General features: G+C 74.6%; 17 protein-coding genes and 1 pseudogene. 8 read left to right on the forward strand and 10 right to left on the reverse strand.

Annotation, left to right across the window (positions count from 1 at the left end; genetic code table 11):
- Positions 1–50: 50 nt before the first annotated feature.
- Positions 51–1,010, forward strand: coding sequence for an NADP-dependent oxidoreductase (locus ABZ858_RS18050; RefSeq protein ID WP_361378731.1), 960 nt, complete (start codon positions 51–53; stop codon positions 1,008–1,010).
- Positions 1,011–1,034: 24 nt separating this feature from the next.
- On the opposite strand, the gene ABZ858_RS18055 is transcribed toward ABZ858_RS18050, so the two are convergent.
- Positions 1,035–2,006 carry a ribose-phosphate pyrophosphokinase gene (locus ABZ858_RS18055; RefSeq protein ID WP_361378734.1) on the reverse strand — a complete coding sequence of 324 codons (972 nt, stop codon included), beginning with the start codon at positions 2,004–2,006 and terminating at the stop codon, positions 1,035–1,037.
- Positions 2,007–2,174: 168 nt separating this feature from the next.
- Between ABZ858_RS18055 and ABZ858_RS18060 the strand changes: the two genes are divergently transcribed.
- Positions 2,175–2,837, forward strand: a complete 663-nt coding sequence (locus ABZ858_RS18060) for a DUF4230 domain-containing protein (RefSeq protein WP_361378737.1) — start codon at positions 2,175–2,177, stop codon at positions 2,835–2,837.
- A gap of 7 nt (positions 2,838–2,844) precedes the next feature.
- On the opposite strand, the gene ABZ858_RS18065 is transcribed toward ABZ858_RS18060, so the two are convergent.
- Genes ABZ858_RS18065 through ABZ858_RS18090 form a run of 6 tightly spaced genes read right to left on the reverse strand, consistent with a single transcriptional unit; the run spans position 2,845 to position 6,644 of the window.
- On the reverse strand, positions 2,845–4,626 hold the full coding sequence (locus tag ABZ858_RS18065) for a complex I subunit 5 family protein (RefSeq protein ID WP_361378740.1): 1,782 nt from the start codon (positions 4,624–4,626) through the stop codon (positions 2,845–2,847).
- A complete protein-coding gene (locus ABZ858_RS18070) occupies positions 4,626–4,973 on the reverse strand; it encodes a sodium:proton antiporter (protein ID WP_361378876.1) in 348 nt (115 codons plus the stop codon). Before ABZ858_RS18070 ends, ABZ858_RS18065 begins: the two co-directional genes overlap by 1 nt.
- 19 nt (positions 4,974–4,992) lie before the next feature.
- Positions 4,993–5,760, reverse strand: coding sequence for an MnhB domain-containing protein (locus ABZ858_RS18075; protein ID WP_361378743.1), 768 nt, complete (start codon positions 5,758–5,760; stop codon positions 4,993–4,995).
- A complete protein-coding gene (locus tag ABZ858_RS18080; RefSeq protein WP_361378746.1) occupies positions 5,757–6,020 on the reverse strand; it encodes a hydrogenase subunit MbhD domain-containing protein in 264 nt (87 codons plus the stop codon). The genes ABZ858_RS18075 and ABZ858_RS18080 overlap by 4 nt, the downstream gene beginning before the upstream one ends.
- Entirely contained in the window at positions 6,013–6,465 is a 453-nt protein-coding gene (locus ABZ858_RS18085) for a monovalent cation/H+ antiporter complex subunit F (RefSeq protein ID WP_361378749.1), read from the reverse strand. The genes ABZ858_RS18080 and ABZ858_RS18085 overlap by 8 nt, the downstream gene beginning before the upstream one ends.
- Positions 6,462–6,644 carry a hypothetical protein gene (locus ABZ858_RS18090; RefSeq protein ID WP_361378752.1) on the reverse strand — a complete coding sequence of 61 codons (183 nt, stop codon included), beginning with the start codon at positions 6,642–6,644 and terminating at the stop codon, positions 6,462–6,464. The genes ABZ858_RS18085 and ABZ858_RS18090 overlap by 4 nt, the downstream gene beginning before the upstream one ends.
- 249 nt (positions 6,645–6,893) lie before the next feature.
- Here ABZ858_RS18090 and ABZ858_RS18095 point away from each other — a divergent pair, with 249 nt between their 5' ends.
- The gene (locus ABZ858_RS18095) at positions 6,894–7,484 is read left to right on the forward strand and encodes a VanZ family protein (protein WP_361378755.1); all 591 of its coding nucleotides are present in this window, start codon (positions 6,894–6,896) and stop codon (positions 7,482–7,484) included.
- Positions 7,485–7,509: 25 nt separating this feature from the next.
- On the opposite strand, the gene ABZ858_RS18100 is transcribed toward ABZ858_RS18095, so the two are convergent.
- Together ABZ858_RS18100 and ABZ858_RS18105 are read right to left on the reverse strand one after the other, a co-directional pair.
- On the reverse strand, positions 7,510–7,746 hold the full coding sequence (locus ABZ858_RS18100) for a hypothetical protein (protein ID WP_361378758.1): 237 nt from the start codon (positions 7,744–7,746) through the stop codon (positions 7,510–7,512).
- Positions 7,747–7,906: 160 nt separating this feature from the next.
- A pseudogene (locus ABZ858_RS18105) lies at positions 7,907–8,385 on the reverse strand (SDR family oxidoreductase); the annotation flags it as partial.
- 167 nt (positions 8,386–8,552) lie between these two features.
- Between ABZ858_RS18105 and ABZ858_RS18110 the strand changes: the two are divergent.
- The 4 genes from ABZ858_RS18110 to ABZ858_RS18125 all read left to right on the forward strand — a co-directional run bounded on the left by ABZ858_RS18110 (position 8,553) and on the right by ABZ858_RS18125 (position 13,075).
- Positions 8,553–9,590 carry a PHP domain-containing protein gene (locus ABZ858_RS18110; RefSeq protein WP_361378761.1) on the forward strand — a complete coding sequence of 346 codons (1,038 nt, stop codon included), beginning with the start codon at positions 8,553–8,555 and terminating at the stop codon, positions 9,588–9,590.
- An 87-nt stretch (positions 9,591–9,677) separates the two neighbouring features.
- On the forward strand, positions 9,678–10,334 hold the full coding sequence (locus tag ABZ858_RS18115; RefSeq protein ID WP_361378764.1) for an HAD family hydrolase: 657 nt from the start codon (positions 9,678–9,680) through the stop codon (positions 10,332–10,334).
- Positions 10,335–10,486: 152 nt separating this feature from the next.
- The gene (locus tag ABZ858_RS18120) at positions 10,487–11,746 is read left to right on the forward strand and encodes an aromatic acid exporter family protein (protein ID WP_361378767.1); all 1,260 of its coding nucleotides are present in this window, start codon (positions 10,487–10,489) and stop codon (positions 11,744–11,746) included.
- Between the two features lie 366 nt (positions 11,747–12,112).
- The gene (locus ABZ858_RS18125; RefSeq protein WP_361378771.1) at positions 12,113–13,075 is read left to right on the forward strand and encodes an SDR family NAD(P)-dependent oxidoreductase; all 963 of its coding nucleotides are present in this window, start codon (positions 12,113–12,115) and stop codon (positions 13,073–13,075) included.
- Between the two features lie 75 nt (positions 13,076–13,150).
- On the opposite strand, the gene ABZ858_RS18130 is transcribed toward ABZ858_RS18125, so the two are convergent.
- Entirely contained in the window at positions 13,151–13,984 is an 834-nt protein-coding gene (locus tag ABZ858_RS18130) for an alpha/beta hydrolase (protein ID WP_361378774.1), read from the reverse strand.
- A 249-nt stretch (positions 13,985–14,233) separates the two neighbouring features.
- Between ABZ858_RS18130 and ABZ858_RS18135 the strand changes: the two genes are divergently transcribed.
- Positions 14,234–15,262 (forward strand): SDR family oxidoreductase, encoded by a 1,029-nt coding sequence (locus tag ABZ858_RS18135; RefSeq protein ID WP_361378777.1) that lies wholly within the window; start codon positions 14,234–14,236, stop codon positions 15,260–15,262.
- Positions 15,263–15,290: the final 28 nt, after the last annotated feature.

Consider the following 15,290-nt stretch of genomic DNA (forward strand, 5'->3'; position numbering starts at 1 on the left):
GGCAATCTTGCCATTTCCCCGGCGGGCGGACCGGGGCAGGCTGGTCCACCATGAGCGATGTGAACCCCGAGAACACGATGCGTGCCGTCAGCCAGGACGTCCTGGGCGGCCCCGAGGTCCTGAAGGAGGCCGAGCTGGAGCGGCCGGTGCCGCGCGCCAACGAGGTACTGGTCCGGGTGCGGGCCGCCGGAGTCAACCCCACCGACTGGAAGCACCGCGCCCAGCGCGTCTTCCTCGGCGAGCCGCCGTACGTGCTCGGCTGGGACGTCTCCGGCGTCGTCGAGGCGACCGGCGTCGGCGTGGCCCTCTTCCGGCCCGGCGACGAGGTCTTCGGCATGCTCCCCTACCCGTACGGCCACGGCTCGCACGCCGAGTACGTCACCGCCCCGGCCCGGGCCTTCGCCGCCAAGCCCGCGGGGATCGACCACGTCCAGGCGGGCGCCCTGCCGCTGGTCTCGCTGACCGCGTGGCAGGCGCTGGTGGAGCGGGCCGACCTGCGCGCCGGGCAGCGGGTGCTGATCCACGCGGCGGCCGGCGGAGTCGGCCATGTGGCGGTGCAGATCGCCAAGGCGCGGGGCGCCTACGTCATCGGCACCGCGAGCGCGGCCAAGCACGGCTTCCTGCGCGAGATCGGCGTGGACGAGCCGCTCGACTACCGTACGACCGACTTCACCGAGGCCGTACGGGACGTCGACGTCGTCCTGGACACCCTCGGCGGCGACACCTCCGTGCGCTCGCTGCGGGTGCTGCGCCCGGGCGGGATCGTGGTGTCGATCCTCCCGGTCGGCTCCGACGACTTCCCCCGGGAGGCCGAACGGCTCGGGGTGCGGGCGGTGCGGATGCTGGTGGACGCCGACCACCACGGGATGCGGGCGGTCGCGGACCTCGTCGCGGCGGGGCGGCTGCGCGCCACCATCGCCGGTACGTTCCCGCTGGCCGAGGCCGCGAAGGCGCACGAGATCGGGGAGACGGGACGCACCACGGGCAAGCTGGTGCTGGTGGTGGACTGAGCGCCCCGGTCCGCCCGCGGGCGGCTACTCGTCCTTCGGCGCGTCGAAGAGGGCGCTGACGGACTGGCCGTTGTGGATGCGGCGCACGGCCTCGGCCAGGGCCGGGGCGATGGACAGGACCCGCAGCTTGTCCCGGTACGCGCCGTACTCCTCGTGGTCGTCCACCGGCACCGGCACGGTGTTGGTGCAGACGATCTCCAGCACGTCGTCCTGTTCGGTGAGGCGCTTGAGGGCGCCCGCCGCGAACAGGCCGTGCGTGCAGGCGATCCGGATCGAGCGCGGGCCCGACTCGCGCAGCCGGTCCAGGAGTTCCAGCACCGTGGAGCCCTTGGCGATCTCGTCGTCCAGCACGATCACGTCCCGTCCGGCCACGTCACCGATGACGGAGCTGATGGTCACCCGGTCGTCGGCGTAGCGCTGCTTGGCGCCGGCGGCGACCTGGGCGCCGATCATCCGGGCGAAGGCGGCGGCCTCCTTGGCGTTGCCGAGGTCGGGCGAGACGACCGTGGTGCGGCTCAGGTCGTACTGCCGGAAGTGGGCGGCGAGTTCGCGCAGGGCGTGCAGGTGGTCGACGGGCACCGAGAAGAAGCCGTGCACCTGCGGGGCGTGCAGGGTCATCGCCAGCACCCGGCCCGCGCCCGCGGCGACCAGCAGATCGGCCACCAGCCGCCCGCCGAGCGAGATGCGCGGGGCGTCCTTCTTGTCGGAGCGGGCGTAGGAGTAGTGCGGCATGACGACGGTGATCCGCCCGGCGGAGGCGCCGCGGGCCGCGTCGCACATCAGCAGCAGCTCCACCAGATGCTCCTGCACCGGCTTGACCAGCGGCTGGATCAGGAAGACGTCCCGTTCCCGGCAGTTGGCCCGCAGTTGCACCTCCAGGCAGTCGTTGGCGAACCGGTTGAGCCGGGTGGGGCTGAGCGGCACACCCAGGTGCGCGCAGACCTCGGCCGCCAGTTCGGGGTGGGCACTGCCGCTGAACACCGCGATGTCCCGCACGATCCGCTCCTCGTGTGATCATTCCGGTTGCCGGACTCATGCTACTGATCCGCGACCGCGCGGGACCCGGCCGCCGCGCTTCCCGCTCCGCCACCGCGGCCGTCCGACTCCCTTGTCTGGCAAGGGAATCGGCGGGCAACCGCAGGGGGGAGGAAGGAGGGCCGTCGCATGACGACTCCCATCGAGAGACCGTCCCGGCGCGTGCCCGGGTGGGTGAAGGCGGTCACCGCGGTGGTGCTGGTGCTCGCCGTGCTGTTCGCCGGGATCGGGCTGGCCGTGCTGCCGGGCATCAAGGACCTGTTCGGCACCGAGACGCACGACCGCACCGGTCCCGCGCTGCTGAAGTCCGTCCAGGACCTGCACCGTTACGAGGCCGCCGTCGGCACCTTCCAGGTCGTGGTGGACCTGGAGAAGGACGCCAAGTTCCTGCCCGACGCGATCCGCGGCACCCGCACCCTGTACGTGGGGACCGGCACCGTGGACGCGTACGTCGACCTGGGCGCGGTCGGTGACCGGGACGTCACGGTGAACGGCGACCGCACCTCGGCCACGCTGCGGCTGCCGCACGCCCGGCTCGGCAAGGCGGCGCTGGACCCGGACCACTCCTACGCCGTCGCCAAGCAGCGCGGCCTGCTCGACCGGCTCGGGGACCTGTTCTCCGACAACCCGGACAGCGAGCACGCCGTGCAGCAGCTCGCGGTGCGGCACATCGGGGACGCGGCCAAGGACAGCGAGCTGACCGCGCGGGCCGAGACCAACACCACGGCCATGCTGCAGGGGCTGCTCACCTCGCTCGGCTTCCGGGAGGTCCACGTGGTCTACGGCCCCTGATCCCGGGTCAGCCCAGGACGCCCGGCAGGGCCAGCGCGCCGAGCAGGGCGGCGCCCACCAGCAGCCAGGCCACGTAGTCGCCGACATGCCCCGACTGCAGGCGGCGCAGCGGCAGCGCCCAGCCGGGTGCGGCCAGCAGTCCGGGGCGGGCGACGGCCACGCCCGCGAGCCCGACCGCCAGCAGGGCTGACAGCAGGTCCAGCAGGACACCGGTCGCGGTCCAGTGCACGGAGGAGAACACGCCCCGGGTGCCGGACTCGTCGACGGCGTGCGCGACCACGCCGGCGAAGCCGGGCACCGCGCCGGCCGCGAGCGCCGCCGCCAGCAGCACAGCCGGCACGGTCCGCATGGTCCGCGGGATCTCGTCCAGCCGCTGCCGGGTCTCGGGTTCCTCGTCGGAGCCGGACGTCTCGTCCTCCTCGCGCTCCTCGCCCGGCCGCTCCTCGGGGCGGGGGCCGAGGCCGAGGAAGACGCGGGCGGCGACCCGCAGCACGGCCGCGCCGGTGAGGGCGGAGGCGGCGACGTAGAGCACGGTGAGCGGCATGCCCACGGCCTCCTCGCTGACCGCCTTGCCCAGGCCGGTCGCGAACGGCGGCAGTCCGGCCAGGGCCAGCGCGCCGACGGCGAACATGACGCCGACGGCGCGCAGCCGCCGGGCGCGGCCGTGCAGATACAGCTCGTCGACGCTGCCGTAGCGGTCGAGCAGGATGCCGGCGCAGGCGAACAGGGCGGCCTTCACGCCCGCGTGCCCGAGCAGGTACAGCGCGGTCCCCTCGTCGGCCCGCGCCTTGAGCACGCCGATGCCGACGAGGAACAGCCCGGTGTGGGCGATGGTCGAGAAGGCGAGCAGGCGCTTGATGTGCCGCTGGTACCAGCACATGACCGAGCCGACGGCGGCGGTCAGCACGCCGAGCACCAGCAGCACCCGGGTCGCGTCGGCGGCGGGCACGCCGCCCGGCCCGGAGAAGACCGTGCCGTACACCCGCCACACCCCGTACACGCCGAGTTCCACCATCACCCCGGACAGCAGCATGCACACGGGGGTGGGGGCGACGGCGTGCGCGTCGGGCAGCCAGAACTGGAAGGGCACCGCGGCGGCCTTCACCAGCAGTCCGGTCAGGACCAGGACGAAGCCGGCGAGGGCCGGCGCGTCGGGGCCGTGATGCCCGGCCGCCGTGTCAAGGCCGTGGCCGATGCCCGCCATGGCCAGCTCGCCGGTGCGGGCGTAGAGCAGGGCGATGCCCATCAGCATGAAGTAGGCGCCGAGCGAGTTGACCAGGGCGAAGCCGAGGGCGCCCTGGACGGCCTTGGCCTCGTCGATGCGGTATCCGGTCAGCGCGTAGGCGACGACGCCCATCAGCTCGAAGAAGACGAACGCGTTGAAGAGGTCACCGGCGATCACGAAGCCGCACATGCCGCCCTGGAAGAGCAGCATCAGCGCCGGGAACGACCCGGCGTGGCCGCGCGGCGGCTCGTCGAAGTAGTACCAGGAGTAGACGAGCGCGGCCAGGGTGAGCAGGGAGACGAGCGCCGCCATGCCGAGCGAGGCACCGTCCCCGATGAGGACGATGCCGACGCTCTCGCCGCCGTGCGGGAACCAGCCGCCGGCCCAGTCCGCCAGCGGCGGCGAGGAGTGCGGCAGCAGGGTGATCGCCAGGGCGGCCGTGGTCGCGGAGGCCAGGGTGGCGAAGGCCTCGGCGGCGAGGCGGGGCAGGCGGCGGCCGCAGGACACGAGCAGGGTCGCGGCAAGCAGCGGGACGGCGGGCAGCAGCGGCAGCAGACGGTGCATCAGCCGCGCAGCTCCCTCAGCTCGTCGGGGTCGACGGTGCCGTGCCGCTTGGAGATCTGCACGGTGAGCGCGAGCAGCAGCGCGGTCACGGTGGCGCCGACGACGATGTCGGTGAGGGTGAGGGCCTGCACGAGGGGGTCGACCACGGGCCGCGAGCCGGGCCGCAGGTCGGAGAAGACCGGCGCGGTGCCGCCGGCCCGGTAGCCCACGGTCAGCAGCAGCACGTACGTCGCCGTCTGGCACACGGCCAGGCAGCCCACCGCGTGGATCAGGTCGCGGCTGGTGGCCAGGCCGTAGCAGCCGACCAGGAACACATAGGCGGCGACCAGGTACGGCAGGACGTGCATGACCTCGTTCACGGCGTGCTCACTTCCCGTTGTCCTCCTCGCGGTGCGTCCCGTCGTTCTCCTCGGCGATCTCGACGGCCTGGTCCAGGAAGCGGGCGAGCAGCACGACGACCGCGCAGGCGACCTCCATGCCGATGGCCGCGTTCAGCAGGGGGACGATGCCGCCGGAGGACAGCGTGTTGAACGTCCCGTACGGCAGCAGGGTGTTGGCGAGGAAGGCGGAGCCCGCCAGCAGGCCGGCGAAACCGAGGACGAGGTAGGCGCAGGCGGACAGCGCGTCGCCGATCTCGTAGGCGTCGACGGGACGGACGCGTTCCAGGGCCGCGTAGTCGGCGCCCAGGTACATCAGGTGCAGGGCGGTCGCGGCGACCACACCGCCCTGGAAGCCGCCGCCGGGGCTGAGCTGGCCGTGTGCGATCACGTACAGGCCGGTGACCAGGGCGACGGGCAGTACGGCCAGCGCGTAACGGCGGACGGGGGCGGCGACCTCGGAGGGGCGGGGCGGGTCGCGGTGCTCGTCGCGGGCTTGGCGCAGCAGCACGGCGCAGCCGAGGACGGCCGCGAAGAGGATGGCCATCTCGCCCATCGTGTCGTAGGCGCGCTGGTCGAAGTTGACGGAGGCGATGGTGTTGGCGGTCCTGCGGGCGAGGGCGGCGTGGACGGCGCGGTCGCCGTAGGGGTGGGAGGTGCCGCCGAAGACGGGCAGCCGCAGGCAGGCCGCGACGAGCAGCGCGGCCAGGCCGCCGCCGCCCAGGAACACCGGCCACAGCCGGGCGCGCGGGGTCACCGCCCGCCGTCCTTGCCGCGGGCGGGGCGCCGCCGGACCTTGCGCACCGACAGCATGATCAGCAGGGGGGTGAGCGCGGAGCCCACGGCGAGCTGGGACAGGCCGGCGTCGGGCGCCTGGAGGACGGTGAACAGGACGGCGAGCGCGGTGCCGAGGACGGACAGCACGAGGGCCTGGCGGGAGGGGTCGCGGTTGGCGACGGCGGCGGTCGCGCAGCCGGCGACGAACAGCAGGGCCACCACGACGACCGCTTCAGCCACGGCTCACCCGCGGGAAGCCGCCCGACAGGGCGCGGGAGGCGATGAGGTTCCCGCCGACCAGCAGCGCCCCGACGACGAGGAGTTTCACCATGGCCCGGCCCGGTCCGGTGACCACGCACAGCACCAGCACGACGGCCGTCCCGAGTCCGGCGGCGGCCCAGGTCAGGCCCCAGGCCCGCGGCCGGTCCCCGGCGAGTTCACCGGCGAGCAGCCGGGCGAAGACGAGGGTGCCGACCGGGCCCAGCAGGGCGAGCAGCAGGGCGAGGTCGACGTAGGAGGTGCGGTGGTAGCCCTGGGCGAGCAGCAGCAGGCCGGGGCAGACCAGGGCGGTGGACAGGTTCTGGGCGACGACCCTGCGCCGGAGGGGGCCGGTGGCGACGCCCCACAGGGTCGTCCCGAGGCCGACGGCCAGGATGACCGCCGCCGCGAGGAGCCACCCGTTCACCTGTGGCTCACCGCCCGCCGTCCGGCCCGCGCGACCAGGGCGCCGATCCCCGCGGCGCCCGCGCCGACCACCCATTCCAGGGTGTAGACGGTGCTGATGAGCATCAGCCACAGCACGACGAGCGCGGCCCACCAGGCCAGCACCTCGCCCACGGCGAGGAGTGTCGTCCGCGGGTTCACCCGCCACCTCCCCTGCCTCGGCCGGCCGCACCGGCGCGCGGTCCGCCCCGTACGCCGCTTCCCGGCATCCAAGCACCGCCCCGAGTGCGGGGAGTGCGGCGGCGCGCGGGTCCGGTCCTGGATGCCCCGACAGCAGCAACGGAACCCGGCGTCCGGCACCGGCGGCCGGGCGGCGCACGGGCGGCATCTCCGGGTTGTTCACGGGTAACCGCCCCAGTGAGGCTGGGAAGTTGACGTCTGGAGGATGGTATGGCCCGGGTGGCGCTCCGACCACTGACCGCTTTCAGGTGGCGCCGGGCCAAGGACCGGCCGCTGCCCGATTCCCTCACCCGCGACCGCCGGGCCGCCCCGGAGCCCGCCGCCGACGAGCGGCGGCCGGCGCCCTGGCCGCTGCGGGTGCTGGCGATGGCGGCCGCGTTCGTCTTCATGGTGGCGTTCGCCGTCGTCCTGGCCCGGCTGACGCTGGAGCCGTCCCCGGCCTCGGTGTCGCTGGCGCACACCAATCTGCATCCCGGGCGCTCGCTGCGGGAGTACCTGGACCAGCCGGAGCTGCGGGACGCGGTGAAGCAGGTCGGCGGGAATCTGGTGCTGGGCATGCCGTTCGGCGTGCTGGTGCCGGTGGTGGCGCCGCGGGCGCGCGGGCTGCTGCGGGTGCTGCTGCTCACCGCGCTCGTGATGCTGCTGGTGGAGTTCGCCCAGGGCGCGCTGATCACCGGACGGGCGTTCGACATCGACGATGTCATCCTCAACACGTCCGGCGCCCTGGTGGGTTACCTGCTGCTCGGACGGAGGATGGGCCGGGCCGTGCACGCGCGCAGGCGGCGCGGGCGGACGCCGTAGTGGCGGTCCGCCCGGTGCCTGCGGGCTAGTGGACCCTCCAGGTGAACTTGTCGCCGCCGACCCAGCGGACCACGTCGGGGTCGTCCAGGTCGTGGACGCTGATGCCGAACGCGGAGGCGGCCTGGAGGACGTCGGTGACGGTCTTCGCCTCACCGACCACCTCACCGTCGATCTCCACGATGCGGAACGGCGGGCTGCCCGGCTGGACACCGAGCACCATGATTCGCGGCTGGGAGATGTAGGGAGCTGCGCTTTCGGTCATGGCATCCAGCCTAGGACGCCACCGGCGCGGACGGTCCACCGGCCCCCTCCCTCCGGTCGTACGCCGGTCGTACGCCGGTCGTACGCCGGTCGGATCGCTGTCATCGCCCAGTACGCCGGTCGTACGCCGGGAGGGTCGCCGTCGTCGTCCGGTACGCAGGTCAGGGGCGTCGCCAGTCGTCGGAGACCAGGTGGGAGCCGGCCGCCGGGCCCCTGCGGAGCATGCCGCCGTCCACGCTCCAGCACGCCCCGGTGACGCAGGAGGCGTCCAGGCCGCCAGGAAGGCGATCACGGCGGCGACCTCGCGGGCGTCGCCAGGGCGGCCGAGCGGCACGCCCGGACGGTGCTCGGCGCGTACGCCGGTGTCCTCCTGGCCGGTCATGGGCGTGGCGATCTCCCCGGGCGCCACCGCGTTCTCGGTGATGCCGTGCCGGCGAGTTCCCGGGCCATCACCTGGTCGATCCGGTCGCCCAGCGCGCCGGCCAGCTCGTCCAGGGCGTCCGCGGCGGCGGGCAGCCGGGTGGGGTCCAGCCGGGTGACGGCGGCCGGCGGCGCGGACCTCCTGCGCGGTCGCCTCGGCGCCCTTCTCGTCGCTGTGCCAGGTGATGCCGATGTCCAGGCCCTCCTGCGGTGCGAAGCGGTACGGGCCCGCCGGTGCCGGGCCCCGCCGACGAGCCGTCGCGGTACCCCGGGGCCGTGACGGGCAAACGGCGGCCGGCGACCGCGTACCGGGCGCATGGGTCCTCGGGCGCGTGTCCCGGGCGTGCGGGAGCGGGGTGCCGGGGAACCCTGGGGGTGGAGGTGGCGATGGACCCCGTCGAGGCACTGGACCGGATCGCCTTCCTGCTGGAGCGGTCGCAGGCGCCGACGTACCGCGTGCGCGCCTTCCGTACGGCGTCCCAGGTGCTGTCCGCGCTGCCCGAGGGCGAGACGGCCCGGCGGGTGGCGGACGGGACGCTGGAGTCGCTCAAGGGCGTCGGGCCGAGGACCGCGCGGGTGGTGTGCGAGGCGCTGGCCGGCCAGGTGCCCGGCTACCTGGAGAAACTGGAGGACGAGGCCGGCCGGCCGCTCGCCCGTGGCGGGGAGCGGCTGCGGGCGCTGCTGCGCGGCGACTGCCATCTGCACTCCGACTGGTCCGACGGGGGCAGCCCGATCGAGGAGATGGGCCGGGCCGCGGCGGACCTCGGGCACGAGTGGGCGGTGCTGACCGACCACTCGCCGCGGCTGACGGTGGCGCGCGGACTGTCCGCGGCGCGGCTGCGCGAGCAACTGGACGCGGTGGCGGAGCTGAACGAGACCTGGGCCCCCTTCCGGCTGCTCACCGGCATCGAGTGCGACATCCTCGACGACGGCTCCCTCGACCAGGAGCCGGAGCTGCTGGAGCGGCTGGACGTGGTGGTCGTCTCGGTCCACTCCAAGCTGCGCATGGACGCCCGGGCGATGACCCGCCGCATGGTGGCCGCCGTCCGCGACCCGCGCTCCGACGTCCTCGGGCACTGCACCGGCCGGCTGGTGAGCGGGCGGGGGCGGCCGGAGTCGGAGTTCGACGCGGACGCGGTGTTCGCCGCGTGCGCCGAGACCGGCACGGCCGTGGAGATCAACAGCCGCCCCGAGCGGCTGGACCCGCCGAGGCGGCTGCTGCGCCGCGCGGTCGCGGCGGGCGCGCTGTTCTCCGTGGACACCGACGCCCACGCGCCCGGCCAGCTGGACTGGCAGCTCCACGGCTGCGCGCGGGCCGAGGAGTGCGGGGTGCCGCCCGAGCGGGTGGTGACCACCTGGTCCGCGGACGAGCTGCTGGCCTGGGCCCGGGAGCGCAGGACACCGTCCGGAGTGGCGGGCGCCTGACGTGGTACCCGGACGGACGACTCGTACACCGAGGCGGCCGGCCCCCGCACCCGAGGGCGGCCGGCGGCTTCAGGAAAGGACCCCCGGATGGACCGTGCCGCCCTGTTCGACGTCGACGGAACCCTCGTCGACACCAATCACCTCCACGTCACCACCTGGTGGGAGGCGTTCCGGCAGGCGGGCCACCGGGTGCCCATGCACGCCATCCACCGGTCCGTGGGCCTCGGCTCGACCGACCTGATCGCGCACCTGCTGGGCGAGGACCGCGACGAGGAGCAGGACGGCGCGCTGAGCGCCGCCCACACCGCGCTGTACGCCCAGTACTTCGACCGGCTGCCCGCGCTGGCCGACGCCGGGCGGCTGCTGCGGCATCTGCACAAGGAGGGCTGGACGGTGGTCCTCGCCACCTCGGCGAGCGGCGCGGAGCTGGGCGCGCTGCGCCGGGCCATCGACGCGGACGACGCCATCGCCGCGACCGCGAGCGCCGACGACGTGACGGCCGGCAAGCCCGCGCCCGAACCGGTCGAACACGCCCTGGAACTGGCCGGAGTGCCCGCCGAACGGGCCGTGTTCGTGGGCGACACCGTCTGGGACATGCGGGCCGGCAGCCGGGCCGGGGTGCGCTGCGTGGGCGTCCTGTGCGGCGGCATCCCGCGCGCGGACCTGGAAGAGGCGGGGGCGGGGACGGTCTACGACGGCCCCGCGCACCTGCTGGCGTCCCTGGCGGACAGCCCGCTGGCCTGAGCCGGTGGCACGCCCGCTGTTCCCGCCCGCCCCCGGGGCGCATCCCCTGTCCGTAGGCTTGCGCACCCCTGGGGCGCATCCCCTGCCCGCGGGCCCGAAACCGTGACGTACGCCCTGCTCGGCATCCGGCGATCTTGGGACACCCGCACGGCATGACACGCGCACCCGACTCCCCGGACCGCACTCCCCCGCCGGACTCCGGGGCCCCGCACCAGGCGGCGCGCGGGCGGGTCCGTCTGCTCGGGCAGCTGCTCGGCCCCCGGCCGGTCCATGCCGTACGCCAGGAGGCGGGCCGGGTCGGGCGGGCGGCGCGGGCGGTGCTGCGCGGTCCCGGACGGGAACGCGATCTGGTCGTGCAGTCCCTCAAGGCCGCCGGGGCGGCGCTGCTGGCCTGGGTGGTGGCCAAGGTGTGGCTGGGCGACCCGATGGCGCTGATGGCGCCGTGGGTGGCGCTGGTCATGGTGCAGGCCACGGTGTACAGCTCGCTGCGCCGGGCGGCGCAGCAGTGCGCGGCGATCTTCGTGGGGACGCTGCTCGCCTCGGCGGCCGAGGCGCTCACCGGTGACACGCTGGCCGCGCTCGCGGTGTCGCTGCCGGTGCTGATGCTGCTGGCGAACTGGTCGCGCTTCGGTGACCAGGGCGTCTACGGCGCCACCACGGCCGTGTTCACCCTGGCGGCGGGCAGTGTCACGGCGGCCTCGGTCGGGCACCGGCTGTGGCAGACGGCGCTCGGCGCGGTGATCGGGGTGGGCGTCAACGCGCTCGTGCTGCCGCCGATCCATCTGCGGGACGTGCGGGAGAACCTCGCGGCGGTCGCCCGGGAGGCGGGCGACCTGCTGTGCACGGTCGCCGCCGAACTGCGCAGCGGGGACTGGGACGCCCGGACCACGGCCGACTGGTCCCGCGGCTCCGCCCGTCTCGAACACCGGCTGGAGACGCTGGACTCGGCCCGCCGCTGGAGCCGGGAGAGCCTGCGGCTGACCAGTGGCCCGCTGCGCGCCCTGCGCGGGGTCCGCGCCTCGTACGTGCCGCCGGACACGGAGGACGAGCGCTGGGGCCGGATCACCGGGCACATGCGGGCGCTCACCCGGACGCTGGCGATCGCGGCGGACGAGGACCGGGCGCCCGCGCCGCCCGACGCGGAGCTGCTGCGGACCTACGCCGACCTGCTGGAACAGATCGCCGGTGCGTGCCGTGCGGAGAGCGCGCGGCTGCTCGGCGAGGCCCCGGCCGACGACGGCGGTCGGGGCCTCGCCGAGCAGCCGCGGCGGGAGCTGCACGGCCGGCTCCAGGAGGGGCTGCGCGAGCACGCGGGGCGGGAGGGGGCGCCGGTCACGGTGCTGGGGTCGCTGCTCCTGCAGGCCGACAGCCTGTGGGCGGAGACCGTACCGGGCGCGGTCCGCCGCGGCTGAATGCCCCCGAGCGGCGGAGAGTGACGCGGATCACCGCACAACGCGGCAGACGGGGGAACACCGGGCCATCGTCGCCCGTTGAACCCTGCGTGGGTGCGGATGGGACAGTGTCCCCGGGCCTCACCTATTGCCCACAGGGACGATCGTCCGGCTGAAGCCCTGTGGAGCGTCTCGCCGAGAGGCGACCGCCATGCGTGCCCACACCCGGACCGCCCCGGCCGTGATTCCCCCGTCCGGCCGGGGCTCTTCTCTGTCCGCCCGCCCCAGCCCACCCCGTACGCCCCGCAGTCCCGCACGTCGGGGCCCGGCGGCGGCGCGCGCGGCACGCTTGACTTCGAGTGCGCTCCAATCCGTAGCGTTCCCGGCATGAGCACTACGCCACAGCACAGGATCGGTTCCGGTTTCGGCGCGACGAGCACCGCCGACGACGTCCTGCGGGGCATCGATCTCACCGGCAGGCTCGCGATCGTCACCGGCGGGTACTCGGGCCTCGGCCTGGAGACCACCCGGGCTCTGACCCGGGCGGGCGCCCGCGTGGTCGTCCCGGCCCGCCGCCCGGCCACCGCGCGGGAGGCGCTGGACGGCGTCGGGGGCGTCGAGGTGGACGAGCTGGACCTGGGCGACCTGGACAGCGTGCGCGCCTTCGCCGAACGCTTCCTGGCCTCCGGCCGCACCGTCGATCTCATGATCGGCAACGCCGGGATCATGGCCTGCCCCGAGACCCGGGTCGGACCCGGCTGGGAGGCCCAGTTCGCCACCAACCACCTCGGACACTTCGCCCTGGTCAACCGGTTGTGGCCGGCGATCGAGCCGGGCGGCGCCCGGGTGGTCTCGGTCTCCTCGCGCGGCCACCACTTCTCGGGCGTCCGCTGGGACGACCCGCACTGGCGGCGGGAGTACGACAAGTGGCAGGCGTACGGCCAGGCCAAGACCGCCAACGTGCTGTTCGCCGTGCGTCTCGACGCGCTCGCCCGCGACCGCGGTGTCCGGGCCTTCGCGCTGCATCCCGGCGGCATCATCACTCCGCTCCAGCGCCACCTGCCGAAGCAGGAGATGATCGAGCGCGGCTGGATCGACGAGCACGGCACCGTGCTGAACCCCGGCCTGTTCAAGTCCCCCGAGCAGGGTGCCGCCACCCAGGTCTGGGCGGCGACCTCGCCGCGCCTCGACGGCCTGGGCGGGGTCTACCTGGAGGACTGCGACATCGCCGAGCAGGCCGGGGAGGGCGACCAGAACGGCGTCAGGCCGTGGGCCACCGACCCGGACCAGGCGGCCCGCCTGTGGGCGCTGTCGGCGGAACTGACCGGGGTGGACGCGTTCGCCGCCTAGGGCCTCTCGTTCGGATCAGGCCGGATCAGGGAGCGGGCCGGGGTTGCCCGGCGCCGCTGCCCGGCACCGCCCGGCTCACGCCTGGGTCATGAACGCGCGCAGGTCCGCGGTGAGTTGCTCGGCGTGTGTGACGTACAGGCCGTGGCCGGCGTTCTCGTAGACCTTCAGGGTGCTGCCGGGCACGAGGGCGGCGGTGCGCCGGCCGGTCGCCTCGAAGGGGGCCGAGGCGTCATGGGTGCCGTGCACGACGAGGACCGGCAGGTCCAGCTTCGGCAGCTCGGGGGCGACGTCCACGGTGACGACCAGCTCGTTGACCGCGTTCGACGCGCGGGCGGTGGCGACCAGGGCGCAGCCGATGACATGGCGTACGTACGCGGGCGAGACGTCGTTGCCGGGCAGGTCGAGGGCGAAGTAGGCGTGGGCCCCGTCCTCGTAGAAGGCGGCGCGGTCCCGGCGGAAGACCTCGTTGGCGGCGCGCATGACGGCCGGGTCCAGGCCGTCCGGGTGGTCGGCGGAGCGGGAGACGCCCGGCGCGATGCCGGCGACGAGGGCGACCCGGACCACCCGCCCGGTGCCGTGCCGGGTCAGGCAGCGCACGATCTCCGTGCTGCCGATGGAGTGGCCGACGAAGGTGACCTCGCGCAGGTCCAAGTGGTCGAGCAGCCCGTGCAGGTCGTCGGCGAGGGTGTCCAGGTCGAAGCCACCCCACACGTCCTCGGATCTGCCGTGGCCCCGCCGGTCCAGGCTGACGCAGCGGTAGCCCTCCTCGGCCAGCGGCAGCATCTGGAACTCCCAGGTCTCGGTGCCGAAGTAGGCGCCGTTGACGAAGACCGCCACGGGGCCGTCGGCCGGTCCGTAGTCGACGAAGTGCAGGCGGGTTCCGTCGACGGGGCTGGTGAAGTACGGCACGGGGGGCCTCCCTGAGTCTGTGGCGTGTGGTGCGGGGCGTCGGTACGTCCTCCATGATTGCGGCGGGCCGGACGCGGGGCGATTACCCGTGAGGTCATGCCCGTGCCTGCCCGTGAGGTCATGCCCGTGCCTGCCCGTGAGGTCATGCCCGGCCGGACGGGCGGCGGCCTGCCGGGGCGCGGCCGGGTTGGGCGGCGTGGACCGGGTTACTCGGGCCCCGCACTCGTCAGCCCCCGAGAGGAGCCGAAGGTGAGCAGCGCGTCGGGCAGCAGGGTCGTCGTCACGGGCGCCACCGGCAACGTCGGTACCAGTGTCGTCCGCCTCCTCTCGGAGGACCCGGAAGTCGCGGTGGTGCGGGGGCTGGCCCGCCGCGTCCCCGCGTGGTCGCCGCCGAAGACCGAGTGGGCGGCGGTCGACGTGGCCTCCGAGCAGGCCGGCCTGGCCGGGCAGTTCGCGGGCGCCGACGCGGTCATCCACCTGGCCTGGGCGTTCCAGCCGACGCACGACCCGGCGACCACCTGGCGCACCAACGTCCTCGGCAGCATCCGCGTCTTCGAGGCGGCCGCCGCCGCCCGGGTGCCGGTGCTGGTGCACGCGTCGTCGGTCGGCGCCTACTCCCCCGGCCCCAAGGACCACGCCGTGGACGAGTCGTGGCCGACGCACGGGTGGCCGGACGCCGCGTACACCCGGGAGAAGGCGTATCTGGAACGCGCCCTGGACACCTTCGAACGGGACCACCCGGACATCAGGGTGGTGCGGATGCGTCCGGGCTTCCTCTTCAAGGCGGAGTCCGCGAGCGAGCAGCGGCGGATCTTCGGGGGCCGGTTCCTGCCGGGGCCGCTGGCCCGGCCCGAGTTGCTGCCGTTCCTGCCGGACATCCCCGGGCTGCGGGTGCAGGTGCTGCACACCGACGACGGCGCCCGGGCCTACCAGCTGGCGCTGCGGCACGAGGTGCGCGGCGCCTTCAACCTGGCCGCCGGCCCGCCGCTGGACGCCAAGGTGCTGGGCGACCTGCTCGGCACCCGGCCGGTGCGGCTGCCACGTGGCGCGGCCCGCTCGGCGATCGCCGCCGCCTGGGGCCTGCATCTGCTGCCGGCCTCGCCGCACCTGTTCGACGCCGTGCTGCGCCTGCCCCTGATGGACTGCACCCGGGCCCGCGACGAACTGGGCTGGCACCCCGAGCGTACGGCGATCGAGGTCATCCAGGAGTTCCTGCGGGGGCTGCAGCGCGGCGAGGGAGCGCAGACGGCGCCGATGCGGGGCCGCAAGGTGGGCTGAGCCGCCCGCCGCCCGAACGGGCGCGGTC

Origin of the sequence: Streptomyces sp. NPDC047017 (genome assembly GCF_040644175.1) — a bacterium.
Lineage (GTDB): Bacteria > Actinomycetota > Actinomycetes > Streptomycetales > Streptomycetaceae > Streptomyces.

What these genes read in the sequence shown, in the direction of transcription:
- ABZ858_RS18050 (WP_361378731.1), top strand. Translation starts at nt 51, where the DNA reads ATGAGCGATGTGAACCCCGAGAACACGATGCGTGCCGTCAGCCAGGAC.
- ABZ858_RS18060 (WP_361378737.1), top strand. Translation starts at nt 2,175, where the DNA reads ATGACGACTCCCATCGAGAGACCGTCCCGGCGCGTGCCCGGGTGGGTG.
- ABZ858_RS18065 (WP_361378740.1), bottom strand. Translation starts at nt 4,626, where the DNA reads ATGCACCGTCTGCTGCCGCTGCTGCCCGCCGTCCCGCTGCTTGCCGCG.
- ABZ858_RS18070 (WP_361378876.1), bottom strand. Translation starts at nt 4,973, where the DNA reads ATGCACGTCCTGCCGTACCTGGTCGCCGCCTATGTGTTCCTGGTCGGC.
- ABZ858_RS18095 (WP_361378755.1), top strand. Translation starts at nt 6,894, where the DNA reads ATGGCCCGGGTGGCGCTCCGACCACTGACCGCTTTCAGGTGGCGCCGG.
- ABZ858_RS18100 (WP_361378758.1), bottom strand. Translation starts at nt 7,746, where the DNA reads ATGACCGAAAGCGCAGCTCCCTACATCTCCCAGCCGCGAATCATGGTG.
- ABZ858_RS18110 (WP_361378761.1), top strand. Translation starts at nt 8,553, where the DNA reads ATGGACCCCGTCGAGGCACTGGACCGGATCGCCTTCCTGCTGGAGCGG.
- ABZ858_RS18115 (WP_361378764.1), top strand. Translation starts at nt 9,678, where the DNA reads ATGGACCGTGCCGCCCTGTTCGACGTCGACGGAACCCTCGTCGACACC.
- ABZ858_RS18120 (WP_361378767.1), top strand. Translation starts at nt 10,487, where the DNA reads ATGACACGCGCACCCGACTCCCCGGACCGCACTCCCCCGCCGGACTCC.
- ABZ858_RS18125 (WP_361378771.1), top strand. Translation starts at nt 12,113, where the DNA reads ATGAGCACTACGCCACAGCACAGGATCGGTTCCGGTTTCGGCGCGACG.